Annotated in this window: 19 protein-coding genes, 1 tRNA gene, 2 other RNA genes and 1 pseudogene; 16 read left to right on the forward strand and 7 right to left on the reverse strand. The window is 53.8% G+C overall.

What is annotated here, in order from left to right:
• Nucleotides 1-118: 118 nt before the first annotated feature.
• Complete coding sequence (locus AC3G3F_RS10095; RefSeq protein WP_488394926.1) at nucleotides 119-2,452, forward strand: molybdopterin guanine dinucleotide-containing S/N-oxide reductase; 2,334 nt, start codon at nucleotides 119-121, stop codon at nucleotides 2,450-2,452.
• Here AC3G3F_RS10095 and AC3G3F_RS10100 read toward each other — a convergent pair.
• Nucleotides 2,421-2,861, reverse strand: a complete 441-nt coding sequence (locus AC3G3F_RS10100) for an N-acetyltransferase (protein ID WP_023247354.1) — start codon at nucleotides 2,859-2,861, stop codon at nucleotides 2,421-2,423. The two genes, AC3G3F_RS10095 and AC3G3F_RS10100, sit on opposite strands and share 32 nt — an antisense overlap.
• Nucleotides 2,839-3,420, reverse strand: a complete 582-nt coding sequence (tag, locus tag AC3G3F_RS10105; RefSeq protein ID WP_053509377.1) for a DNA-3-methyladenine glycosylase I — start codon at nucleotides 3,418-3,420, stop codon at nucleotides 2,839-2,841. Before tag ends, AC3G3F_RS10100 begins: the two co-directional genes overlap by 23 nt.
• A gap of 156 nt (nucleotides 3,421-3,576) precedes the next feature.
• On the opposite strand from tag, the gene AC3G3F_RS10110 reads away from it, so the two are divergent.
• The 10 genes from AC3G3F_RS10110 to dppF all read left to right on the forward strand — a co-directional run bounded on the left by AC3G3F_RS10110 (nucleotide 3,577) and on the right by dppF (nucleotide 12,923).
• Nucleotides 3,577-4,281, forward strand: a complete 705-nt coding sequence (locus AC3G3F_RS10110) for an autotransporter outer membrane beta-barrel domain-containing protein (RefSeq protein ID WP_023247356.1) — start codon at nucleotides 3,577-3,579, stop codon at nucleotides 4,279-4,281.
• A 229-nt stretch (nucleotides 4,282-4,510) separates the two neighbouring features.
• On the forward strand, nucleotides 4,511-6,202 hold the full coding sequence (gene eptB, locus AC3G3F_RS10115) for a kdo(2)-lipid A phosphoethanolamine 7''-transferase (RefSeq protein ID WP_023247357.1): 1,692 nt from the start codon (nucleotides 4,511-4,513) through the stop codon (nucleotides 6,200-6,202).
• Between the two features lie 90 nt (nucleotides 6,203-6,292).
• Nucleotides 6,293-6,369, forward strand: a tRNA-Pro gene (locus tag AC3G3F_RS10120).
• 34 nt (nucleotides 6,370-6,403) lie between these two features.
• Nucleotides 6,404-6,537: non-coding RNA, RtT sRNA (locus tag AC3G3F_RS10125), on the forward strand.
• A gap of 34 nt (nucleotides 6,538-6,571) precedes the next feature.
• Nucleotides 6,572-6,705: non-coding RNA, RtT sRNA (locus AC3G3F_RS10130), on the forward strand.
• 516 nt (nucleotides 6,706-7,221) lie between these two features.
• The gene (gene dppA, locus AC3G3F_RS10135; RefSeq protein WP_053508027.1) at nucleotides 7,222-8,829 is read left to right on the forward strand and encodes a dipeptide ABC transporter periplasmic-binding protein DppA; all 1,608 of its coding nucleotides are present in this window, start codon (nucleotides 7,222-7,224) and stop codon (nucleotides 8,827-8,829) included.
• Between the two features lie 158 nt (nucleotides 8,830-8,987).
• Nucleotides 8,988-10,007: a dipeptide ABC transporter permease DppB gene (dppB, locus tag AC3G3F_RS10140; RefSeq protein WP_000938839.1), complete on the forward strand. Its 1,020-nt coding sequence runs from the start codon at nucleotides 8,988-8,990 to the stop codon at nucleotides 10,005-10,007.
• Between the two features lie 9 nt (nucleotides 10,008-10,016).
• Entirely contained in the window at nucleotides 10,017-10,919 is a 903-nt protein-coding gene (gene dppC / locus AC3G3F_RS10145) for a dipeptide ABC transporter permease DppC (protein WP_023247767.1), read from the forward strand.
• Nucleotides 10,920-10,929: 10 nt separating this feature from the next.
• On the forward strand, nucleotides 10,930-11,913 hold the full coding sequence (gene dppD, locus AC3G3F_RS10150; protein ID WP_023247768.1) for a dipeptide ABC transporter ATP-binding protein: 984 nt from the start codon (nucleotides 10,930-10,932) through the stop codon (nucleotides 11,911-11,913).
• On the forward strand, nucleotides 11,910-12,923 hold the full coding sequence (gene dppF / locus AC3G3F_RS10155; protein WP_023247769.1) for a dipeptide ABC transporter ATP-binding subunit DppF: 1,014 nt from the start codon (nucleotides 11,910-11,912) through the stop codon (nucleotides 12,921-12,923). The genes dppD and dppF overlap by 4 nt, the downstream gene beginning before the upstream one ends.
• 100 nt (nucleotides 12,924-13,023) lie before the next feature.
• On the opposite strand, the gene AC3G3F_RS10160 is transcribed toward dppF, so the two are convergent.
• The gene (locus AC3G3F_RS10160; RefSeq protein WP_079817318.1) at nucleotides 13,024-14,322 is read right to left on the reverse strand and encodes an aromatic amino acid transport family protein; all 1,299 of its coding nucleotides are present in this window, start codon (nucleotides 14,320-14,322) and stop codon (nucleotides 13,024-13,026) included.
• 117 nt (nucleotides 14,323-14,439) lie between these two features.
• A pseudogene (locus AC3G3F_RS10165) lies at nucleotides 14,440-14,643 on the reverse strand (PLP-dependent transferase); the annotation flags it as partial.
• A gap of 321 nt (nucleotides 14,644-14,964) precedes the next feature.
• On the opposite strand from AC3G3F_RS10165, the gene AC3G3F_RS10170 reads away from it, so the two are divergent.
• Nucleotides 14,965-15,072, forward strand: coding sequence for a type I toxin-antitoxin system toxin Ldr family protein (locus AC3G3F_RS10170; protein ID WP_000176739.1), 108 nt, complete (start codon nucleotides 14,965-14,967; stop codon nucleotides 15,070-15,072).
• Between the two features lie 81 nt (nucleotides 15,073-15,153).
• Here the strand turns inward: AC3G3F_RS10170 and bcsG are convergent, their stop codons facing one another.
• The 3 genes from bcsG to bcsE are packed head-to-tail and all read right to left on the reverse strand — an operon-like array spanning nucleotide 15,154 to nucleotide 18,589.
• On the reverse strand, nucleotides 15,154-16,833 hold the full coding sequence (bcsG, locus tag AC3G3F_RS10175) for a cellulose biosynthesis protein BcsG (RefSeq protein WP_079796013.1): 1,680 nt from the start codon (nucleotides 16,831-16,833) through the stop codon (nucleotides 15,154-15,156).
• The gene (gene bcsF / locus AC3G3F_RS10180; RefSeq protein ID WP_023247774.1) at nucleotides 16,830-17,021 is read right to left on the reverse strand and encodes a cellulose biosynthesis protein BcsF; all 192 of its coding nucleotides are present in this window, start codon (nucleotides 17,019-17,021) and stop codon (nucleotides 16,830-16,832) included. Before bcsF ends, bcsG begins: the two co-directional genes overlap by 4 nt.
• Complete coding sequence (gene bcsE, locus AC3G3F_RS10185; RefSeq protein WP_023247775.1) at nucleotides 17,018-18,589, reverse strand: cellulose biosynthesis c-di-GMP-binding protein BcsE; 1,572 nt, start codon at nucleotides 18,587-18,589, stop codon at nucleotides 17,018-17,020. Before bcsE ends, bcsF begins: the two co-directional genes overlap by 4 nt.
• 244 nt (nucleotides 18,590-18,833) lie before the next feature.
• Between bcsE and bcsR the strand changes: the two genes are divergently transcribed.
• Genes bcsR through bcsB form a run of 4 tightly spaced genes read left to right on the forward strand, consistent with a single transcriptional unit; the run spans nucleotide 18,834 to nucleotide 24,718 of the window.
• A complete protein-coding gene (gene bcsR / locus AC3G3F_RS10190) occupies nucleotides 18,834-19,022 on the forward strand; it encodes a cellulose biosynthesis protein BcsR (protein ID WP_000282617.1) in 189 nt (62 codons plus the stop codon).
• 11 nt (nucleotides 19,023-19,033) lie between these two features.
• Nucleotides 19,034-19,786 (forward strand): cellulose biosynthesis protein BcsQ, encoded by a 753-nt coding sequence (gene bcsQ, locus AC3G3F_RS10195; protein ID WP_063390912.1) that lies wholly within the window; start codon nucleotides 19,034-19,036, stop codon nucleotides 19,784-19,786.
• Nucleotides 19,783-22,407, forward strand: coding sequence for a UDP-forming cellulose synthase catalytic subunit (gene bcsA / locus AC3G3F_RS10200; protein ID WP_053529850.1), 2,625 nt, complete (start codon nucleotides 19,783-19,785; stop codon nucleotides 22,405-22,407). The genes bcsQ and bcsA overlap by 4 nt, the downstream gene beginning before the upstream one ends.
• A gap of 10 nt (nucleotides 22,408-22,417) precedes the next feature.
• The gene (gene bcsB / locus AC3G3F_RS10205; RefSeq protein ID WP_053529851.1) at nucleotides 22,418-24,718 is read left to right on the forward strand and encodes a cellulose biosynthesis cyclic di-GMP-binding regulatory protein BcsB; all 2,301 of its coding nucleotides are present in this window, start codon (nucleotides 22,418-22,420) and stop codon (nucleotides 24,716-24,718) included.
• The last annotated feature ends 1 nt before the right edge of the window (nucleotide 24,719 follow it).

The following is a 24,719-nucleotide window of genomic DNA, read 5'->3' on the forward strand; positions in this document are numbered from 1 at the left end:
GCGACCGTGGCGGTTGATTATGACGTCTGCACATGAAGAAAATTCCAGGGAAAACTCTGAAATTTGTAAGTAACATTGACTGGTAAATTAAATAACCCCAATGATTCAGGAGCGAACTTTGACCCACGCACCATCGCGCCATTCGGTATTGACCGCTGCACACTGGGGGCCAGTCCGCGTTGAAACCGACGGAGAACGCATTTTTGCCTCATATGGCGAACTCCCGACGGCACACCCAAATTCCTTGCAAACCGTTGTCCATGACCAGGTGCATAGTAAAACGCGGGTTCGCTTCCCGATGGTGCGTAAAGGGTTTCTGGCTTCACCCGATAAGCCGCAAGGCGTACGCGGGCAGGATGAGTTTGTTCGCGTAAGTTGGGATGACGCGCTGGATCTGATCCACGCTCAGCACAAACGTATTCGTGAAAGTTATGGATCGTCGTCTATTTTCGCCGGTTCCTACGGTTGGCGTTCGAACGGCGTATTACATAAAGCGGCCACGCTCTTGCAGCGTTACATGGCGCTGGCGGGAGGATATACCGGCCATCTTGGCGATTATTCCACCGGTGCGGCGCAGGCTATCATGCCTTATGTGGTGGGTGGCAACGAGGTTTACCAGCAACAGACTAGCTGGCCGGTGGTGCTGGAACACAGCGATGTGGTGGTGCTCTGGAGCGCGAACCCGCTTAATACTCTGAAAATTGCCTGGAACGCCTCGGATGAACAGGGTCTCAATTATTTTGCGGCGTTGCGAAAAAGGGGGAAGCGCCTGATCTGCATCGATCCGATGCGATCGGAAAGCATCGACTTTTTTGGCGATAAGATGGAGTGGATCGCCCCGCATATGGGCACCGATGTGGCGTTAATGTTGGGGATCGCCCATACGTTGGTGGAAAACGGTTGGCAGGATGAAGCGTTCCTTACCCGCTGCACGACGGGCTATGACCTCTTCGCCGATTATCTTTTGGGCGTGACCGACGGTACGGCCAAAACAGCGGAATGGGCGGCGGAAATTTGCGGCGTTTCTGCGGTGAAAATCCGTGAACTGGCGGAAATATTTCATCATAACACCACTATGCTGATGGCCGGTTGGGGAATGCAGCGTCAGCAGTTCGGCGAGCAAAATCACTGGATGATCGTCACGCTTGCCGCAATGCTGGGGCAAATTGGTACGCCTGGCGGCGGGTTTGGTTTTTCTTATCATTTTGCTAACGGCGGCAACCCGACGCGCCGCGCCGCCGTGTTAGCGTCGATGCAGGGGAGCATCACGGGCGGCGTCGATGCGGTAGATAAAATACCGGTGGCGCGTATTGTCGATGCGCTGGAAAACCCCGGTGGGTTTTACCAACACAATGGGATGGATCGCCGCTTCCCGGATATTCGTTTTATCTGGTGGGCCGGCGGCGCGAACTTTACCCATCATCAGGATACCAACCGTCTGATTCGCGCGTGGCAAAAACCGGAGCTTGTCGTCATCTCTGAATGTTTCTGGACGGCCGCCGCGAAACACGCGGATATTGTTCTGCCCGCGACCACCAGCTATGAGCGTAACGATTTGACCATGACCGGCGACTATAGCAATCAGCATTTGGCGCCAATGAAGCAGGTAGTGTCGCCCCGGTGGGAGGCGCGGAATGATTTTGACGTTTTTGCTGAACTGAGCGAACGATGGGAAGCCGGCGGTTACGCTCGGTTCACTGAAGGAAAAAGCGAGCTGGCGTGGCTGGAGACCTTCTACAATATTGCCGCCCAGCGTGGCGCCAGCCTGGGGGTGACGCTGCCGCCGTTTGCCGCATTCTGGCAGGCTAACCGTTTACTGGAGATGCCGGAAAATCCCGCCAGCGCGCAGTTTGTGCGCTTCGCGGATTTTCGCCGCGATCCTGATAACCATCCGCTAAAAACGGCCAGCGGCAAAATCGAAATCTATTCTGCGCGCATTGCCAGCTATGGGTACGCGGATTGTCCCGGTCATCCGATGTGGCTTGTGCCGGATGAGTGGCACGGGAATGCCGATGCGGGGCAGGTTCAGTTACTTTCCGCGCATCCGGCGCACCGCCTGCATAGCCAGCTTAACTACAGTTCGTTACGGGAGCGGTATGCGGTAGCAGGACGCGAACCGGCGACGATTCATCCGCAGGATGCGACAGCGCGCGGAATCGTCGATGGCGATACGATACGCGTCTGGAATCATCGTGGGCAGATTCTGGCGGGCGCGGTCGTTACCGAAGGGATTCGGCCCGGCGTGATCTGTATTCACGAAGGCGCATGGCCGGACCCTGAACCTACCGCAGGCGGTATATGTAAAAACGGCGCGGTAAACGTCCTGACAAAAGATCTCCCCAGCTCCCGGCTGGGGAACGGTTGTGCGGGCAATACCGCGTTGGTCTGGTTTGAGAAATATACCGGCCCGGCGCTACCGCTTACGGCGTTTGATCCGCCTGCCAGCTCATAATCCAGGTGGGATGGGAAGTATCCTCTTGCCAGGCGCTGTCTTCAATGCGAAAACCGAGCGCATGATAGAAGTTTACGGCGGTTTGATTTTTCTGGTAAACCTCAAGGCTTAGCAGCGGAAAACGTTGCTGTACATATTCCAGAAGCGCTTTGCCAATGCCGTGTCTTAACGCGTCGGGGGCGACAAACAGCGCCCCGACAAAACGGGCTTCCAGCACGCTGACGAAGCCTTTCAGTTGTCCATTTTCTTCCCATACCCAGGTTTGTGCGGCGGGTAAATAGACGTCGCGCACAATCGCTTCGCTCTCGTGCCAGTAACGTTCTTCGATAAAGGGATGGGCATAAATAGTACTTTTCATCCACAGCGCCAGAATAGACGCCATGTCCTCACTCTGGGATTTGCGAATCATGTTTTTCTCCCGGATGGCAAAAACAGCCGGTAATATGGTCGTTGACCAGTCCGCACGCCTGCATAAAGGAGTAACAGATAGTCGTACCGACAAACTTGAAACCGCGCTTTTTCAATGCCTTAGCAAGCGCATCTGACGCAGGTGTTGAGGTGGGGATCTCATCCAGACTGGCCGCCTGGGTGAGCTGCGGCTGGCCATCAACGAATGACCAGACAAAATCGGCGAAAGGCTCGCCGTTTTGCTCCATCGCAAGCCAGGCGCGGGCGTTACTGATAATGGCCTGAATTTTCCCGCGATGCCGTATAATCCCCGTATTCTGCAGCAGGCGTTCAACATCCTCCTCCTGCATAGCAGCGATACGTACCGGGTCAAACTGATGAAAACAGGCGCGATAGTTCTCCCGTTTTTTAAGCACGGTGATCCAGGATAAACCGGCCTGTTGACCTTCAAGACAGATCATTTCAAACAACTTTCTGCCATCAGTTTCCGGTATGCCCCACTCGTTGTCATGATAGGCAATATAAAGGGGGGCCTGGCTGACCCAGCCGCAACGCTGCATAGACTTCCTCGTTATTGTGGTTACCGCGAAAATTTCCTTCAACCCGCCTTGACGGGCCCGCTAAAAGGACAATAGTTAATACAGGGCTGATGCCCGACATCCTTCATTCAATGACAATAATATCGCCGAATTCGGCTCTACTCTGGAGTCGCGTTGATGATTGTAAGAAAACGCCGTGGTCGCCGGACATTGCGTTGTCTGGCCGGCCTTATGGCCTGCTCGTTTTTTATCAATACCGCGTATGCCTGGCAACAAGAATATATCGCTGAAGCGGTTCCGGGGCATACGACGGAACGCTATACCTGGGACAGCGATCACCAACCGAATTACAACGACATACTGGCCGAACGTATTCAGTCTACGCAAAATACGGTGGGTCCGGTGCTTAGCCTGGCGGATGAAACTCCGCTTGATGCGACCAGCGGTATCAGTATGGGCTGGAATTTTCCGCTTTCCCGACGCGTGACCACCGGGCCGGTAGCGGCGCTGCATTACGACGGTTCGACTTCATCAATGTATAACGAATATGGCGATAGCGCGACGACATTAACGCTCACCGATCCGTTATGGCACGCCAGCGTCAGTACATTAGGCTGGCGGGTAAATTCGCAATTCGGCGATGTCCGTCCCTGGGCGCAAATTAGCTATAACCAGCAGTTTGGGGAAAATATCTGGAAAGCGCAGTCTGGGTTAAGCCGTATGACCGCAGTAAATCAAGAGGGAAACTGGCTGGATGTCACTGTAGGCGCGGACGTGTTACTTAACCCACATCTGGCGGCGTATGCGACGTTTTCCCAGGCGGAAAATAGCGCTACGGATAGCGATTATTTGTATACCCTGGGGGTGAGCGCTCGCTTTTAACGAGATAAGCCCCGCCCGGATTTATTAGACGTTCGGCTAATACTCTGTTTATATATTTACAAAAATATATGGGTTAATCACATTCTCTATAGACACTTTTTGCGCTTCCTGTGGTCTACTTAGCCGCGCTTGTAGACTTTCTCACATCTGCGTTAGCCGCATATTTACCTGTTTGATTAAAGAATCGTTGTACAGGTCGTTTTTATCCCGATTCCCAGGGCTTGCTTGCATGAGATACATTAAATCGATGACGCAGCAGAAACTTAGTTTCTTGCTTGCGCTCTATATCGGTCTGTTTATGAATTGCGCCGTGTTTTACCGCCGTTTCGGCAGTTATGCGCAAGAATTTACCATTTGGAAAGGCATCTCCGCGGTTGTCGAACTTGGCGCCACGGTGCTGGTGACTTTCTTCTTACTTCGTCTTCTTTCACTGTTTGGCCGACGAGTCTGGCGCGTGCTGGCCACGCTGGTGGTGCTGTTTTCCGCTGGCGCCAGTTATTACATGACCTTCCTGAATGTGGTGATTGGCTACGGCATTATTGCGTCTGTTATGACCACCGACATCGATCTCTCGAAAGAGGTGGTGGGGCTGCACTTCGTATTGTGGCTGATTGCCGTGAGCGTACTTCCGCTCATTTTCATCTGGAGTAACCGCTGTCGCTACACGTTGTTGCGCCAGCTACGTACGCCGGGGCAGCGTTTTCGCAGCGCCGCTGCGGTGGCGCTCGCAGGGGTGATGGTGTGGGCGCCTATCCGCCTGCTGGATGTGCATCAGAAAAAGGTTGAGCGGGCGACAGGCATCGATTTACCTAGCTATGGCGGCGTGGTGGCGAACTCCTATCTGCCCTCAAACTGGTTATCTGCGTTAGGGCTGTATGCCTGGGCGCAGGTAGATGAGTCGTCGGACAATAATTCATTAATAAATCCGGCCAGGAAATTTACCTATGTTGCGCCGAAGGATGGGGATGACACCTACGTCGTTTTCATTATCGGTGAGACGACCCGTTGGGATCACATGGGGATTTTCGGCTACGAGCGTAATACCACGCCGAAGCTGGCGCAGGAAAAAAATCTGGCGGCGTTCCGCGGCTATTCCTGCGATACCGCGACCAAGCTATCTTTACGTTGTATGTTTGTACGAGAAGGCGGCGCGGATAATAACCCGCAGCGTACGCTAAAAGAGCAGAATGTTTTTGCGGTACTCAAACAGCTCGGGTTCAGTTCCGATCTGTACGCCATGCAGAGCGAAATATGGTTCTATAGTAATACCATGGCGGATAATATCTCCTATCGCGAGCAGATCGGCGCGGAGCCGCGTAACCGCGGTAAAACGGTTGATGACATGCTGTTGATTGATGAGATGCAGAACTCAATTACCCAGAACCCGGAGGGTAAGCATCTGATTATCCTGCATACCAAAGGGTCGCATTTTAATTATACGCAACGTTATCCGCGCAGCTACGCTCAGTGGAAGCCCGAGTGTATTGGGGTCGATAGCGGCTGCACGAAAGCGCAGATGATCAACTCTTACGATAACTCCGTGACCTATGTTGATCACTTTATTACCAGCGTGTTCGATCAGCTACGTGATAAAAAAGCGATTGTGTTCTACGCGGCTGACCACGGCGAGTCGATTAACGAACGCGAACATTTGCACGGTACGCCGCGCAACATGGCGCCGCCGGAGCAATTCCGCGTTCCGATGCTGGTATGGATGTCGGATAAATATCTTGCCAATCCGCAGCATGCGCAGATGTTTGCTCACCTTAAACAACAGGCGGAGATCAAAGTGCCGCGTCGTCATGTGGAGCTGTACGACACGATAATGGGCTGCCTGGGGTATACATCGCCGAATGGCGGCATTAACCAGAATAACAACTGGTGCCATATTCCCGATGCGCAGAAAGTCGCCGCGAAGTAAGCCGTCTGCCGACTTTCTCGCCGATTGAATTGTATTTTGCGACTAAGGGATTGACGGGCGTGCGCCTGAGCAGTAAGATGCGCCCGCATTCGGTGATTGGCGCAGCCTGGTAGCGCACTTCGTTCGGGACGAAGGGGTCGGAGGTTCGAATCCTCTATCACCGACCAAATTCAGAAACCCTGCTCAACGAGCAGGGTTTTTTGTATCTGAAGCCTGAAGAGGATGAGAACCTCCGGGGGCAAGAGGTTCGACTCGAGCGAAGCGAGAGAACGTTGCATCAGCAACGGCCCGCAGGGCGAGCCACGCAGTGGCGAGTCATCCTCTATCACCGACCAAATTCAAAAACCCTGCTCAACGAGCAGGGTTTTTTGTATCTGAAGCCTGAAGAGGATGAGAACCTCCGGGGGCAAGAGGTTCGACTCGAGCGAAGCGAGAGAACGTTGCGTCAGCAACGGCCCGCAGGGCGAGCCACGCAGTGGCGAGTCATCCTCTCCTGGCGCCTGCTTACTCATTGCTGACATATTCCATTGCTTTCGCCGCCGTTTGCGTAAATCGCTTTCTGCGTTACTGCCTGCCGTACTTAGCATTTTTCGCTGTCCGCTTTAACGTACATGGTATTAATCGCTCATATATGCGCCATATTTTTAAAATTTTTGCGTTGACAGCATAAAAGTTAAACACTAAATGTTTCTAAATATTAAGATAATTATTCTGATGACTCGGGCGTAGCACAAATTTCCCTGCTGAAAATACCCTTCTGAACTTTTTTTAATCTTTGTTTGTTAATTCTCACCGTTGTTGTAAAAGCTGGTTACCTGTATTGACGTTTTGACATTCTGTTGACAGATTGTAGGGAATGAGGGGCATTTTATGGAGAATCCGCACTGCAACTCAGTCGTTTATGCGAACGGAATCCCCACCTCTCACTACTGACCTGACCAGGTAAAAAACAAAAAAGGCCGGGCGGTAAAAGCCACTGCAAAGGGCAAAACAACATACATCACAATTGGAGCAGAAGAATGAGTATTTCCTTGAAGAAGTCAGGGATGCTGAAGCTTGGTCTGAGCCTGATAGCCATGACCGTTGCAGCAAGCGTACAGGCTAAAACTCTGGTTTATTGTTCAGAAGGATCTCCTGAAGGATTCAACCCGCAGCTGTTTACTTCCGGTACCACTTATGACGCCAGCGCTGTGCCCATCTACAACCGCCTGGTAGAATTCAAAATCGGCACCACGGAAGTGATCCCGGGTCTTGCTGAGAAGTGGGATATCAGCGAAGACGGTAAAATCTATACGTTCCACCTGCGTAAAGGGGTGAAATGGCAATCCAGCAAGGATTTCAAACCCACGCGCGAGCTGAACGCCGATGATGTCGTGTTCTCTTTCGACCGGCAGAAAAACGAGCAGAACCCGTACCATAAAGTGTCTGGCGGCAGCTATGAATACTTTGAAGGCATGGGTCTGCCGGATCTGATTAGCGAAGTGAAGAAGGTGGATGATCACACCGTGCAGTTTGTGCTGACGCGTCCGGAAGCGCCGTTCCTTGCCGATTTAGCCATGGACTTCGCCTCTATTCTTTCCAAAGAATATGCCGACAATATGCTGAAAGCCGGTACGCCGGAAAAAGTAGATCTGAACCCGGTTGGCACTGGCCCATTCCAACTGGTGCAATATCAGAAAGACTCCCGCATTCTCTACAAAGCCTTTGACGGTTACTGGGGCACGAAGCCGAAAATTGACCGCCTGGTTTTCTCCATTACGCCTGACGCCTCCGTGCGTTACGCTAAATTGCAGAAAAATGAGTGTCAAGTGATGCCGTACCCGAACCCGGCTGACATCGCCCGTATGAAGCAGGATAAAAACATCAATCTGATGGAGCAGGCGGGTCTGAACGTGGGTTATCTCTCCTATAACGTACAGAAAAAACCGCTGGATGACGTCAAAGTTCGCCAGGCGTTGACCTATGCCGTGAATAAAGAGGCCATCATCAAAGCCGTTTATCAGGGCGCGGGCGTTGCCGCAAAAAACCTGATCCCGCCGACGATGTGGGGCTATAACGACGATATTAAAGACTACGGCTACGATCCGGAAAAAGCGAAGGCGCTGCTGAAAGAAGCCGGTCTGGAAAAAGGCTTCACCATCGATCTGTGGGCGATGCCGGTACAGCGTCCCTATAACCCGAATGCGCGTCGTATGGCGGAAATGATCCAGGCGGACTGGGCGAAGATTGGCGTTCAGGCCAAAATTGTCACCTATGAATGGGGCGAATACCTCAAGCGCGCTAAAGATGGCGAGCACCAGACGGTGATGATGGGCTGGACCGGCGACAATGGCGATCCGGATAACTTCTTCGCCACTCTGTTCAGTTGCGATGCCGCGCAGCAAGGCTCCAACTATTCAAAATGGTGTTACAAGCCGTTTGAAGACCTCATTCAGCCTGCGCGTGCGACCGATGACCACAACAAGCGTATTGAACTCTATAAACAGGCCCAGGTTGTGATGCATGACCAGGCGCCAGCGCTGATCATCGCTCACTCCACGGTTTATGAGCCAGTGCGTAAAGAAGTTAAAGGCTATGTGGTTGATCCGCTGGGCAAACATCACTTCGAAAACGTCTCTGTCGAATAATTAAAAGAGCGCTACGCTCCGGCCTTTGTCGGCCGGATCAGCGTAGCGCCAGCCGGCAACTATGCTTCGCCCCTCGGCTATTTTTTGAGCGGGATAAGATTTGTGAGCAATACAGATTCACGGTTCCAGGCCGTGCGTCATGAGAGAGAATCCGGGTTATGTTGCAGTTCATTCTCCGACGTTTGGGACTCGTCATCCCGACGTTTATCGGTATTACCCTTCTCACCTTTGCCTTTGTCCATATGATCCCGGGCGATCCGGTGATGATCATGGCGGGTGAGCGAGGTATCTCCCCTGAGCGCCATGCTCAACTGTTGGCTGAACTCGGTCTTGATAAACCGATGTGGCAGCAGTATCTCCATTATATCTGGGGGGTGATGCATGGCGATTTAGGCATCTCGCTGAAAAGCCGAATCCCCGTGTGGGACGAGTTTGTACCTCGCTTTAAAGCGACGCTGGAACTTGGCGTCTGCGCCATGATTTTCGCCACTGCGGTGGGGATTCCGGTTGGCGTACTGGCTGCCGTCAAGCGCGGCTCCATTTTCGACCATACTGCCGTTGGCCTGGCGCTGACCGGTTACTCTATGCCTATCTTCTGGTGGGGCATGATGCTGATCATGCTGGTCTCCGTCCACTGGAACCTGACGCCGGTTTCCGGGCGCGTGAGCGATATGGTGTTTCTTGATGACACCAATCCGTTGACTGGCTTTATGCTGATCGACACCGCCATCTGGGGCGAAGAGGGCAACTTTATTGATGCGCTGGCACATATGATCCTGCCTGCGATGGTGCTCGGCACAATCCCGCTGGCCGTCATTGTGCGTATGACCCGTTCGTCGATGCTGGAAGTGCTGGGGGAGGATTACATCCGTACCGCACGCGCCAAAGGGTTGACCAGGATGCGCGTCATTATCATCCATGCTCTGCGTAACGCCATGTTGCCGGTCGTCACCGTGATCGGCCTGCAGGTCGGGACGCTGTTGGCGGGCGCGATTCTGACAGAAACTATCTTCTCGTGGCCCGGCCTGGGGCGCTGGCTGATCGATGCGCTGCAACGCCGCGATTATCCGGTAGTGCAGGGCGGCGTGTTACTGGTAGCGACGATGATTATTCTCGTCAACCTGCTGGTAGACCTGCTGTACGGCGTGGTGAACCCGCGTATTCGGCATAAGAAGTAAGGGGCCATCATGTCACAGGTTACTGAAAATAATGTTATTGCCGCACCGGCGCCCATGACGCCATTGCGAGAGTTCTGGCACTATTTCAAACGCAATAAAGGCGCGGTCGTCGGGCTGGCGTATGTCGTCATCGTGATCCTGATTGCGGTGTTTGCCAACTTTATTGCGCCGTACAACCCGGCAGAGCAGTTCCGCGATGCGCTGCTGGCGCCGCCGGTCTGGCAGGAAGGCGGCAGTTGGGCGCATATTCTGGGAACGGATGATGTTGGTCGCGATGTCCTCTCGCGCCTGATGTATGGCGCGCGTTTGTCACTGCTGGTCGGCTGTCTGGTGGTCGTCCTGTCGCTGGTAATGGGGATTATTCTCGGCCTGGTCGCGGGCTACTTCGGCGGTCTGGTCGATAACATCATCATGCGCGTGGTCGATATCATGCTGGCCCTGCCGAGCCTGCTGCTGGCGCTGGTGCTGGTGGCGATCTTCGGCCCCTCCATCGGCAACGCTGCACTGGCGTTGACGTTTGTGGCGCTGCCGCACTATGTCCGCTTAACCCGCGCGGCGGTTCTGGTAGAGGTGAACCGCGATTATGTGACTGCCTCTCGCGTGGCGGGCGCAGGCGCGATGCGTCAGATGTTCGTCAATATTTTCCCGAACTGCCTTGCGCCGCTGATCGTTCAGGCGTCGCTGGGCTTCTCTAACGCCATTCTCGATATGGCCGCTCTCGGTTTTCTTGGCATGGGCGCGCAGCCGCCAACGCCGGAGTGGGGCACCATGCTCTCTGACGTGTTGCAGTTCGCGCAAAGCGCCTGGTGGGTCGTGACCTTCCCGGGGCTGGCGATTCTGCTGACGGTGCTGGCATTTAACCTGATGGGTGACGGTCTGCGTGACGCGCTCGATCCCAAACTGAAGCAGTAAGAGGTTCGAGATGGCGTTATTAAATGTAGATCAATTATCGGTACACTTCGGCGACGAAGGGACACCGTTCAAAGCCGTCGACCGCATCAGCTACAGCGTGAAGCAGGGGGAAGTGGTCGGCATTGTCGGCGAGTCTGGTTCCGGCAAATCCGTCAGCTCGCTGGCGATTATGGGGCTTATCGATTACCCAGGCCGCGTGATGGCGGAAAACCTGCTCTTTAACGGACAGGATCTGAAGCGCATTTCCGAGAAGGAACGTCGCAACCTGGTGGGCGCTGAAGTAGCGATGATTTTCCAGGACCCGATGACCAGCCTCAATCCTTGCTATACCGTTGGCTTTCAGATTATGGAAGCCATCAAGGTACACCAGGGCGGGAACAAGAAAACCCGTCGTCAGCGAGCGATTGACCTGTTGAACCAGGTGGGCATTCCCGATCCGGCCTCTCGTCTGGATGTCTATCCGCACCAGCTTTCCGGCGGTATGAGTCAGCGCGTGATGATTGCGATGGCAATAGCCTGTCGACCAAAGCTGTTAATTGCTGATGAACCGACCACGGCGCTGGATGTGACCATTCAGGCGCAAATCATTGAGCTGCTGCTGGAGTTGCAGCAAAAAGAGAACATGGCGCTGGTGCTTATTACCCATGACCTGGCGCTGGTGGCGGAAGCGGCGCACAAAATTATCGTCATGTACGCCGGGCAGGTAGTCGAAACCGGCGATGCGCAGGATATTTTTCGTGCGCCGCGTCATCCCTATACGCAGGCACTGCTACGCGCGTTGCCGGAATTTGCGCAAGATAAAGCGCGTCTGGCTTCGCTGCCGGGCGTGGTGCCGGGGAAATATGACCGCCCGACGGGCTGTCTGCTTAACCCGCGCTGCCCCTACGCCACGGACAGATGTCGTGCGGAAGAACCTGCTCTCAACCAACTGGACGATGGACGTCAGTCAAAATGTCATTACCCACTCGATGATGCCGGGAGGCCCACACTATGAGTACGCATGAGGCCACCTTGCAACAGCCGCTGTTGCGGGCTATCGACCTGAAAAAACACTACCCGGTAAAGAAGGGGATCTTTTCTCCGGAACGGCTGGTAAAAGCGCTGGACGGCGTGTCGTTTAATCTCGAACGCGGTAAGACGCTGGCCGTAGTGGGGGAGTCCGGTTGTGGAAAATCCACGCTGGGCCGCCTGCTGACGATGATTGAAACGCCAACCGGCGGCGAGCTTTATTACCAGGGGCAGGATCTGCTCAAACACGATCCGCACGCGCAGAAGCTGCGGCGGCAGAAAATCCAGATTGTGTTTCAGAACCCTTACGGTTCCCTGAACCCACGCAAGAAAGTGGGGCAAATTCTGGAAGAGCCGTTGCTGATCAATACCAGCCTGAGTAAAGCGCAGCGTCGTGAAAAAGCGCTGGCGATGATGGCGAAGGTGGGGCTGAAAACCGAGCACTACGACCGCTATCCGCATATGTTCTCCGGCGGCCAGCGTCAGCGTATCGCTATCGCCCGCGGTCTGATGCTTGATCCGGACGTAGTGATTGCCGACGAACCGGTCTCCGCGCTCGACGTGTCGGTGCGCGCGCAGGTGCTGAACCTGATGATGGATTTGCAACAGGATATGGGGCTGTCTTATGTCTTTATCTCGCACGACCTGTCGGTGGTGGAACACATCGCCGATGAAGTGATGGTCATGTACTTAGGCCGCTGCGTGGAGAAAGGGACCAAAGAGCAGATTTTTAACAATCCACGTCATCCGTATACCCAGGCGTTGCTCTCCGCCACGCCGCGGCTGAATCCGGACGATCGCCGTGAGCGGATTAAGCTGACCGGCGAGTTGCCAAGTCCGCTGAATCCGCCGCCGGGCTGCGCCTTCAACGCCCGCTGCCGCCGTCGCTTCGGACCCTGTACGCAGTTGCAGCCGCAGCTCAAAGAGTACGACGGTCAGTTGGTGGCCTGCTTTGCCGTCGATCAGGATGAAAATCCGCAGAAATCGGTGAGTTAACTGCATTTTATGCCGGATGGCGGCTACGCCTTATCCGGCCTACACCCTATCGGTAGGCCTGGTAAGCGTAGCGCCACCGGGCATTGCTCTTTGGCACGGCTTATTCAATCAATTTTAATAATGGCGACAGGCACAACAATATTCCATATAACAAAATAAGCCAGGTTTTCAGACCGCGTAATTTTTTCAGTTGCGCTACTTTATAAATAAGGAAAAAGGGAATAATACACGCGACAATGCCATAAAGCGGACTGCCTAACTGGAAAAAGACCAGCACAGAGACGCGAAACGAAACCCAAATGACCAGAGTAACCACGATAAAGACACAGATTCCAGATGTCAGTAGCAGTGGGTTGACGTTTTTGACATCCATAATACGACTCAATACATTCAGTACAATACCTTTAAGCGCTTCGTGAAATCCTAAATAAATACCAAAGAACGCGGTAAGTACGGCAAAAATATTGAGAATGGTAGAGGTAATGTGGATTATCTGGCCAGGAATCACCTGAGCTGCCAGCGCAAGGGCGGAAATATTCTGCTCGAACGCTGATACCGCTTCTTCATGGCTAATCGAAAAGGTAAACGAGAACGAGAAAAAGAGAATAATGGCAATCAGCGTAATATAACTAATGCGGTGCGTGCGAATCGCCATCCGGGTGGCCAGCACACGGTCAGGATCGCGCTTACGATAGGCGATGTTCATTGGGTTTAGCACCTGAATGAAGACCGCAGAAAAGAAGCAGAATGGGATAGTGAGTAGTACGTCGCGAAAGAAAACCGATGCGGCGGGAAAGGCGGAAATATTATCAAGGTTCCAGTGTGGGATCATCGCAAAACCGAATATCAGAATGATCCCGACTTTCACCACTACCATCGGGCCTGAAATTTTAAATAATAGCTTTTCCCCGCCGGAGGCAATCGCGACCAGCACGGCGAAAATCGCGACTTTATAGATAATAGACTGCGAAAGATCGGCCTCAGTAAGGCCGAAGGTTTTTATATAGGAGGCGCTATCAAACACAACCGACAGGGAGTAAATAAACACCCCGTGGATAATCATAAGAAAATAGATTACACCGAGAAAAACGCCCCAGTTTTTGCCCAGGTAGTGACTGATAATATCTGTATAATCGTCACAGGTTTCGCTTTCAGACAACGTTTTTAGATAAATATCCTGCACAATGTAGGTAGCGGGATAGGCGATGATAAAAGCGGTAATAAATACCCAGATCCCCTTGAGACCGATTTGCACAGGCATTAATACGGTACCTGCGCCGATCGCCATACCGATACACAAGAGCACCCAGCCAAAATCATATTTTGTAAACGGTAATCTCGTTGAAAGCGGTGTGGTCGTAGCGTTACTGTTATTTAATGGTAATGTGTCGTCCTGCATAGAGCCCCCTGCCCAAAATATACGCAGCTCTCTCATAAAGAATGCTGCCTATAACCAGGCTATAGTGCCTTGATACCCGATGCGGCAAACCGGTGACAGCGGTTCGCCGCGCAATCGTCAGAATGCTGCTTTTCTGCTGGCGCGTTCAAGGTCATGAATAATATTGTCGGGATCTTCAGGTCCCGCTGAAAGACGGATAAGTTCGTCGGTAATACTTGCTTTTAGCCGTTCCTCTGGCGCAACAGGCGAATATGTCATAGACGCAGGATGCTGAACGAGGGTTTCGGTATCACCGGGACTGGCCGCGAGGAGGCATAATTTACAGAATTGAGTGGCTGACTGCCAGTCTCAGAAATGCTGAATGTATTCTGGCAAATAAAAGTAGTCGTCTGCGAAGCGTCACGCAGATTGCACGTTAGCGCCGTGCCGGGGCGGGTGTTTTACCGTAATATCAGCAGCAAGCCGGGTTTACCCGGTGAGGCGCAATGTTGCGGGGGCTTGATCCCCGGCGGCATAGGTTGCTGGATAGAGAAAACCCCCGCACGTTGACTGGTATAAACCTGGCAACCTGACGGGGGCTAACTTGAACCTCAACACATCAAGGATAGCCGCGAACGGTTGCCATTGCAACAAGGCGGCTATATGACGCTTACGCAGTTGGGCGTTGCCTTCTGGCACGATCTGGCGGCGCCGATCATTGCTGGCATTATCGCCAGTTTGATCGTCAACTGGCTACGTGACAGGAAGTAACGCGTTTTGAGCGTCTGTCCGCCGTAATGGCAACATGCGCCCGAACCAGGCCGCAGGGGAAACCTTGCGGCCTTTTTCGGTCTACTGCGGGTAGGGCACCCAGTCGCCGCCATTCAGACGAACGTAGGGTTTACCCTGATACTGAATCACCACCGCATTAGCGTTTTCTGAAACCGGCGCGGTTTGCGGCAGATTGCTGGTCAGCTTGTTCCAGTTCACACTGTCTTCGGTAAAGAGCTTACCGTCCACGGCGCGTACGACCAGTTCGGAAATCGCCAGGTAGCTGCTCGGCTGGTTAATATCAATCGGCGCGCCCTCATGCGGGGCTTTCATGCCAAAAAATTTCACGCCCGCCGGGACATTGGTGATGGATGGGCTGGGAATATCGCGCAGGCCTGAGATCTGCATTCTGTCGCCCTTCAGCGCGCCGCCGTGCTCCGGTACGACGACCACCATCACCTTACGTCCGGATTTCTCCAGCTCGGTAAAGAAGGCGTCCAGTTCATCGAACAGCTTCTGCGCGCGGATTTTATAATCCGCCGTTTTGCTGACGCCGGGGAAGTGGTTGCCATCGTGTAACGGCAGCAGGTTAAAGAAGGTCGCGGAACGGGAGCTGGCTTCACGTTCTTCCCCTGTCAACCAGCGGTTCAGAACCGCCAGGTCGTCATATACCGGCGAGCCGTCGAATGACAGCAGGGCGGTTGGCAGACCGGACTGGTTCATCAGCTCGCTCTGCATACCGCCGTTTTCGCGAACTTCTTTCAGGAAGCCGCCAAATTCGCCGTTATGATCCATCATCAGATGCTGAGTAAAGCCCAGTTTCGCCAGATTATCGAACAGATAACATTCGTTATCGGCTGGTTGATAAAGCCGGGTATGCGATGGTTGACCACAACTGGCGCGCAGCAGACGAATGGCCGCCGGGCCGCTGTAAGACGTACCGGAATTAAAATGTTTAAACAAGATATCAAAGTGCGACCATAGCGGATGTGACATTAAGCCTGCCGCTTCGACATCCGACCAGGAGAGCGAACAAATATTGATGACCAATAGGTCGAACGGCTGCGCATCAGGCGGAAGCTGCGCCGGGAACGACGTTTTCCGCTTTTCTTCCGCAGTATAGAAGGTGTTCAACCAGGCGTTCAGATTCGCGGTCGTCGGTGGCGCGGTTTGCGCAGGCATATCGCCGATGACCGGCTTATCGCCCGCTGTCGCGACGGTAGCGGCAGCGTTACCGCCAGTCGTCGTCACCGTATCGGTTGGCTGACCTGCCGGCCACAGCGTAAAAACCGGGCCAGTTAATGTCAGGACGTTCAGCCATACCATGATGGCGACCACAAACACCGTGACCCGAATCCACTGTGATAAAAATAGCCAGGCGACCAGCAGTACAAAGACGGCGCCGATCATTTGCCAGTTAATAAAACGAGCGATCAGATCGAGCAGATAACCGGAGCTGAACTCCGCCACCTGCGTACCCTGGCTCATAATACTTTGCGGGCCGGGCAGCCAGGTGTCGTGCCAGAACAGCGCGAAGCCGACGGGAATAGCAATCCAGTGGCGCAACTGGTGGAGGCGATATTGTGGTATTGGCATCAGCAGGAACGCCATAAATACCAGATTCAGTAAAGGATGAAAATTCAGGTAGCCTGCCCACAGCAGGCCAAACTTGACCAGAAAATAGAAATTCCAGCCGGAAAGACCGCGCCAGTATTGCCAGAGCGGAGAAGGCATTGAGGGTGTTTGAGTATGCTGAGTCATTTTTTGTCTGCCTTGACTTTCGTAGCGCGGCGCAGAGTTCCGGCTGGTTTTACATAACGAGGTTTGGCAAATAGCAGCCGGGTCGTATCACTCATACGGCGTAGCGAATGACGCGCCAGATAGCCCAGCGGAAAGAAAATCAGCGCGCAAAAAAGAATAAGTTGCACGATATCGCTGATGGTCATCATGATGCACGCTCCGCGGTGTCGTCGAGCAATCGCAGGGGTTCAGGAATACGACGCCAGATGCGGCCATCGTGTTCGGCATTTATTACCGGGTCGGCGCGTTTAGCCAGCGGTAGCGGCGTTCCCCACAATTCCGGCGACAATAAGCGCATCTGCACCAGCTCGGCGCTGATTTGTTTATCTTCGAACCAGACCATACGATTAGAGAAAATATCGCCCGTGGGCAAAGGGAAAATATGGTTTAACGCGGTATCCAGATCGTTGACCCGGCAGAATGATAAAAACAACACCAGACGGTTGCCGCCGATGGTCATAATATCGCCGGTTCGGTTTGGCCGACATAATGTCAATGCCTGCTCAACCCGAATGCCCGGCACCGGGCGCAGCGCGACCAGAACGCCTTTCCCGTCGGCGGGGAGCAGCGTATTGCTCATCATCGTATGGACGGCATCGCAGAAGGTATCCCACGGCTGAAAACCGCGCAGTTTCAACGGCTGCGTCATCGACAGCAGCGTGGTGATATCTTCCGGTACGTAACGGCTGAACTGCTGTCCCTGAACGCTTTCAATAAGTGTCAGACAGCGTGAAAGCGGAGCGTTCCAGGGAATGATCATATTGGCGCCGCAACCCAGCAGCAGGCGCTCATCGGTGGCACGCAAACTGGCGATATTTTCGCGCACGACAATTTTCAGCGCGCTTCCCCGCTGGCGCCGCAAAGTATGAATGCGACGAGCAAGCGGCTCGATTTGGTTATTCTGTGTGAGAGAAAAAATAATCGTCGCGGCCTGCGCCGTGCGCGCGTCGTTGAACAGCGCTTCGTTATTGTCGAAAAGCGCCCAGTGTTCCGAGAGCGGCGGCGCGCCTTCAAGGACGGCGACGTGGCTGAGAATGCGTTTTTCGTCGCTACGCGGCTGAATTGCCGTCTCTTCCTGATGGGATAACATCCAGCGTTCATCCTGCTGACATAGCAATAACTGCTGTCGGGCGCTGACGCCTTTTTCGTTACACCAGAAGGCAATATCGAACAAATGTTGATCGCCCTGAAAACGTAAACTGGCGAGGCCGAAAAGTGAGCGATACTCGCCCATCAACAACGAGGATTGTTTATCACTATTATGACAAGGGTTAATAACCAACAATGAACAGTGATGAAAGCGAGTCCATTTATTCATTTTTTCCAGCCATTTATGCAGGCTTTCTGACGTTATATTCCGCCACGTGTTATTTGTACAAATAAGAATGAAAAAGTAATGCGTCGGGTTGACAGAACAAAGTAAATCGTGGGCCAAAGAGTATAGCCCTTTTTCTGAATCCGGCATGGTAAATAAGCGGATTTTCTCCGGACCGTGAGATTCATCTAATTTGATTACTTTGCCAGGATCGCCTTCCATGCCGATGACGGCGACGTTTGCATTCTCCGTTTGTGACGCAATCGTTTGATTCACCAGACTGATGGCATCTTGCTGGCGATCGGCGTTAACCCACCAGACACCGCCGGTTGGCATATGGCGCAGTTCATCCCATAATGATGAGATGCCGAGAGAAAATACGGGGTCCACAGTGTCCCTCATGTCACTATTTTAACTATTTATCAGTTTACTAGCGAAAGCACAGAAATAAACCTAACATTGAAATTAAAACGCATCAGATTTAGCATGTGAATCAATTTGTCCGGCAGGATGCCCTGTAACTCTGCGCTTTGCATTTTTACACATTATAAATGATGCCACGGAAAGACGAAAAATGCGCGTTCTCCCGTATTGACGACGGGGCGTAATGTTGCCAGTGAGAAATATTTAAAAGGGAGCAACCAGAATGTATAACAATGAACCTGGCGCTCAGTCCGATCCAACGTTGGGCTACACTTTTCAAAATGATTTTCTGGCATTAAGCCAGGCGTTTTCACTACCCGAAATAGATTATACCGATATTTCCCAACGCGAACAGTTGGCGGCGGCGATTAAAAGATGGCCGCTCCTGGCTGAATTTGCGCAACAACATTAAGGAAGCCATAAATGGCGATTCTGGGATTGCAGGGCGTACGCGGTGGGGTGGGAACCACATCTATCACCTCAGCACTCGCCTGGGCGTTACAAATCTTAGGGGAAAATGTCCTGGTGATTGACGCCAGCCCCGATAACCTGCTGCGCATGTCGTTTAACGTCGACTTCGTCCATCAGGGCGGTTGGGCGCGATCGTTGCTGGACGGCCATGACTGGCGTGATGCCGGGTTACGTTATACCTCGCAGCTTGATCTGCTGCCGTTTGGACAGCTCACCACGAAAGAGCGGGAAAATCCGCAGGCCTGGCAGGAGACGCTGGGAGAGATCGGATCTGCTATCCAGGCGCTGAAAGCGAGCGGGCGTTATAGCTGGATTTTACTGGACTTACCCTACGGCGCGTCACCACTGACACGGCAGTTGGTGAGCCTCTGCGACCATACGCTGGCGGTAGCCAGGGTTGACACCAACTGCCATATTCGCCTTCATCAACAGGCGTTGCCTGCCGGAGCGCATATTCTGATCAATGACTTACGCATCGGCAGCCAGTTACAAGACGATCTGTACCAGGTCTGGCTGCAAAGCCAGCGCCGATTGCTGCCTATGGTGATCCATCGCGATGAGGCGATGGCGGAGTGCATGGCGTCGAAACAACCGTTAGGCGAGTATCGCAGCGATTCGTTGGCCGCCGAAGAGGTGTTAACGCTGGCGAACTGGTGCCTGTTGCACGATGCGGGAGACAAAACGTCCGCCAGGAGCCCGCGATGAGCGCCCTTTCCCGGTGGCTGCTTATCCCGCCGGTCAGCGCGCGTTTGAGCGAGCGCTATCAGGGTTACCGCCGCCACGGCGCGTCGCCATTTAGCGCAGCGCTCGGCTGCCTGTGGACGATTCTGGCGTGGATAGTGTTTCCGCTTGAGCATCCGCGCTGGCAGCGTATTCGCGCCGGGCATAAAGCGCTTTATCCGCATATTAACGCCGCCCGCCCGCGCCCGCTGGACCCGGCTCGATATCTCATTCAGACCCTCTGGCTGGTAATGATCTCGTCGGCTAAAGAACGTCATGAACCGCGCTGGCGGTCATTTGCGCGCTTGCAGGGCGTTCGTGGACGTTACCATCAATGGATGGATACCTTACCGGAGCGGGTGCGCCAAAAGACAACGCACCTGGAAAAGGAAAAAGAACTGGGACATCTTAGCAACGGCGCCCGACGTTTTATTCTGAGCGTTATCGTGACCTTTTCACTGATACTGGCGCTGATCTGTATTACGCAGCCATTTAACCCGCTATCGCAATTTATCTTTCTGCTGTTGCTGTGGGGCGTTGCGCTATTGGTACGACGTATGCCGGGACGCTTTTCCGCGCTGATGCTCATCGTGCTGTCGCTAACGGTCTCCTGTCGTTATATCTGGTGGCGCTATACCTCGACGCTAAATTGGGACGACCCGGTCAGTCTGGTGTGTGGACTGATTTTGCTGTTTGCGGAAACCTACGCCTGGATTGTGCTGGTGCTGGGGTACTTCCAGGTGGTGTGGCCGTTAAATCGTCAACCGGTGCCGTTGCCGAAAGAGATGTCGCAGTGGCCGACAGTGGATATTTTTGTGCCGACCTATAACGAAGACCTTAACGTGGTCAAAAATACCATTTACGCTTCGCTTGGCATTGACTGGCCGAAAGACAAGCTGAATATCTGGATTCTTGATGACGGCGGGCGAGAATCATTTCGTCAGTTTGCCCGACATGTTGGCGTGCATTACATTGCCCGCGCCACGCATGAACACGCCAAAGCCGGCAACATCAACAATGCGCTAAAACACGCGAAAGGCGAGTTTGTGGCGATCTTCGATTGCGACCATGTGCCGACGCGCTCGTTTCTGCAAATGACGATGGGCTGGTTCCTGAAAGAGAAACAGCTGGCGATGATGCAGACGCCGCACCACTTCTTCTCCCCGGACCCTTTTGAGCGCAACCTGGGGCGTTTTCGTAAAACGCCTAACGAAGGCACGCTGTTTTACGGGCTGGTGCAGGACGGTAACGATATGTGGGACGCCACTTTCTTTTGCGGATCGTGCGCGGTGATTCGCCGTAAGCCGCTGGATGAGATTGGCGGTATCGCCGTTGAGACGGTGACGGAAGATGCGCATACTTCGCTCCGGCTGCACCGGCGCGGTTATACCTCTGCGTATATGCGCATTCCGCAGGCGGCGGGGCTGGCGACGGAAAGCCTGTCGGCGCATATCGGGCAGCGTATTCGTTGGGCGCGGGGCATGGTGCAAATTTTCCGCCTCGATAACCCTCTGTTTGGCAAAGGCTTAAAACTGGCGCAGCGGCTGTGCTACCTCAACGCAATGTTCCATTTCTTGTCCGGCATTCCGCGCCTGATCTTTCTGACCGCGCCGCTGGCTTTTCTGCTGCTGCACGCCTATATCATTTATGCGCCTGCGTTGATGATTGCGCTATTTGTTTTACCGCACATGATCCACGCCAGCCTGACTAACTCGAAGATTCAGGGTAAGTATCGTCACTCCTTCTGGAGCGAAATCTATGAAACGGTACTGGCATGGTATATCGCGCCGCCGACTCTGGTCGCGTTGATCAATCCGCACAAAGGGAAATTTAACGTCACGGCGAAAGGCGGGCTGGTGGAAGAGAAGTACGTCGACTGGGTAATCTCGCGTCCGTATATCTTCCTTGTCTTGCTTAACCTGCTCGGTGTGGTGGTGGGCGTATGGCGATACTATTACGGGCCGGAAAATGAAATGCTGACCGTCATCGTTAGCCTGGTGTGGGTCTTCTACAACCTGGTCATTCTCGGCGGCGCGGTTGCGGTTTCGGTAGAGAGTAAACAGGTCAGGCGCGCGCATCGGGTCGAGATTGCCATGCCGGGGGCCATCGCCCGCGAAGATGGGCATTTGTTCTCCTGCACCGTACATGACTTCTCCGACGGCGGGTTAGGCATCAAGATCAACGGTCAGGCGCAGGTGCTGGAAGGGCAGAAAGTGAACCTGTTGCTTAAACGTGGGCAGCAGGAATATGTCTTTCCAACGCAGGTGGTGCGCGTGACGGGCAATGAGATAGGGCTGCAACTGATGCCGCTCACCACCAAACAACATATTGATTTTGTGCAGTGTACCTTCGCTCGCGCCGATACGTGGGCGCTTTGGCAAGATAGCTTCCCGGAAGATAAACCGCTGGAAAGCTTGCTGGATATTCTGAAGCTGGGCTTCCGCGGCTATCGCCATCTCGCGGAGTTTGCACCGCCTTCAGTAAAAGTAATTTTCCGATCGTTGACGGCGTTAATTGCCTGGATTGTATCGTTTATTCCGCGTCGCCCGGAGCGGCAAGCGGCGATACAGCCGTCGGATCGGGTTATGGCTCAGGCTCAACAATGATGATAATGCGATGAAAAGAAAATTGTCCTGGATTTGTGCGGCGGTAATAGGATTAAGCGCGTTTCCTGCTTTCATGACGGCGGCGGCGCCTGCTACGCCGCCATTGATAAATGCTGAACCCACCGAGCCTGCGCAGTCGCCCGCAAATCAGGCGCCCGTCGTGGCGCAAACCGCGCCTTCGCGCGAGGTCAAGCTGACCTTTGCGCAAATCGCGCCGCCGCCGGGCAGTATGGCGCTGCGTGGCGTTAACCCTAACGGCGGCATTGAATTTGGTATGCGCAGCGATGAAGTGGCGTCGAAAGCGGTGCTGAATCTGGAATATACGCCGTCGCCATCGCTCCTGCCGGTTCAGTCGCAGCTTAAGGTTTATCTCAATGATGAACTGATGGGCGTACTGCCGGTGACAAAAGAGCAGTTGGGGAAAAAGACGCTGGCGCAGGTACCTATCAATCCGCTATTTATCACCGACTTTAACCGGGTACGGCTGGAGTTTGTCGGCCATTATCGCGACGTATGTGAAAACCCGGCCAGCAGTACTCTGTGGTTGGACATCGGACGAAATAGCGCTCTGGATCTGACCTATAACATGCTGGCGGTGAATAACGATCTGTCCCACTTCCCGGTGCCGTTTTTCGATCCGCGGGATAACCGTCCGGTGACGTTGCCAATAGTGTTTGCTGACGTGCCGGATCTGGCGCAGCAGCAGGCGGCTTCTATTGTCGCGTCCTGGTTTGGCTCGCGGGCGGGCTGGCGCGGTCAGCGCTTCCCGGTGTTGTATAACCACCTGCCGGATCGCAATGCGATCGTGTTCGCCACCAACGATCGACGCCCCGATTTCCTGCGCGATCATCCTGCGGTTAACGCGCCGGTTATCGAGATGATGAACCATCCGGATAATCCGTATGTGAAGTTGCTGGTCGTATTTGGTCGTGATGATAAAGATCTGTTGCAGGCGGCAAAAGGTATTGCGCAAGGGAATATTCTCTTTCGTGGCTCCAGCGTGGTAGTCAACGATGTAAAACCGCTACTGGCGCGCAAGCCGTACGATGCGCCGAACTGGGTGCGTACCGATCGCCCGGTCACCTTTGGCGAACTGAAAACCTATGAAGAGCAGCTCCAGTCGAGTGGGCTGGAGCCGGCGCCCATCAACGTTTCTTTGAATCTGCCGCCGGACCTCTATTTGCTGCGTAGCAACGGTATTGATATGGATCTCAACTACCGTTATACCTCGCCGCCGACCAAAGACAGTTCGCGGCTGGATATCAGCCTGAATAACCAGTTCCTGCAAGCCTTTAGCCTTAACAGTACGCAAGAAACTAATCGACTCCTGTTGCGCTTGCCGGTACTTCAGGGATTGCTGGATGGTAAAACGGATGTGTCGATTCCGGCCCTAAAACTGGGGGCGATGAACCAGCTACGTTTTGACTTCCAGTACATGAACCCGATGCCGGGCGGGTCGGTGGACAACTGTATTACCTTCCAGTCGGTACCGAATCATGTGGTGATAGGGGATGACTCCACTATCGATTTTTCGAAATATTACCACTTTATCGCGATGCCGGATTTACGCGCGTTCGCCAATGCCGGTTTCCCATTCAGCCGGATGGCCGACCTGTCTGACACCCTGGCGGTGATGCCGAAGACCCCAACCGAAGCGCAAATGGAAACGCTGCTGAATACGGTCGGTGCCATTGGCGGGCAGACCGGTTTCCCGGCAATTAATCTGACAATCACCGATGATAGCGCTCAGATCGCTGACAAAGACGCCGATCTGCTGATTATTGGCGCTATTCCGGACAAGCTAAAAGACGATAAGCGTATCGATCTGTTGGTGCAGGCGACACAAAGCTGGGTAAAAACCCCAATGCGGCAGACCGCTTTCCCGTCGATTATGCCGGATGAAGCCGATCGCGCGGCGGATGCGCAGTCCACCGTCACCTCCAGCGGTCCGATGGCGGCGGCGGTGGGCTTCCAGTCGCCGTTTAATGATCAGCGCAGCGTGATTGCTCTGCTGGCCGACAGCCCGCGCGGCTACCAGCTACTGAACGACGCCATGAACGACAGCGGTAAACGCGCCGCGATGTTTGGTTCCGTGGCGGTGATCCGCGAGTCCGGCGTTCACAGTCTGCGCGTTGGCGATATCTATTACGTCGGACATCTGCCGTGGTTTGAGCGGCTGTGGTATGCGCTGGCGAATCACCCGGTGCTGCTGGCGGTACTGGCGGCCCTCAGCGTGATATTACTGGCGTGGGTATTGTGGCGTCTGCTACGTATTCTCAGTCGCCGTCGTCTCGACCCAGACCATGAGTAAT

The organism is Salmonella sp. FC25216, from assembly GCF_057751355.1.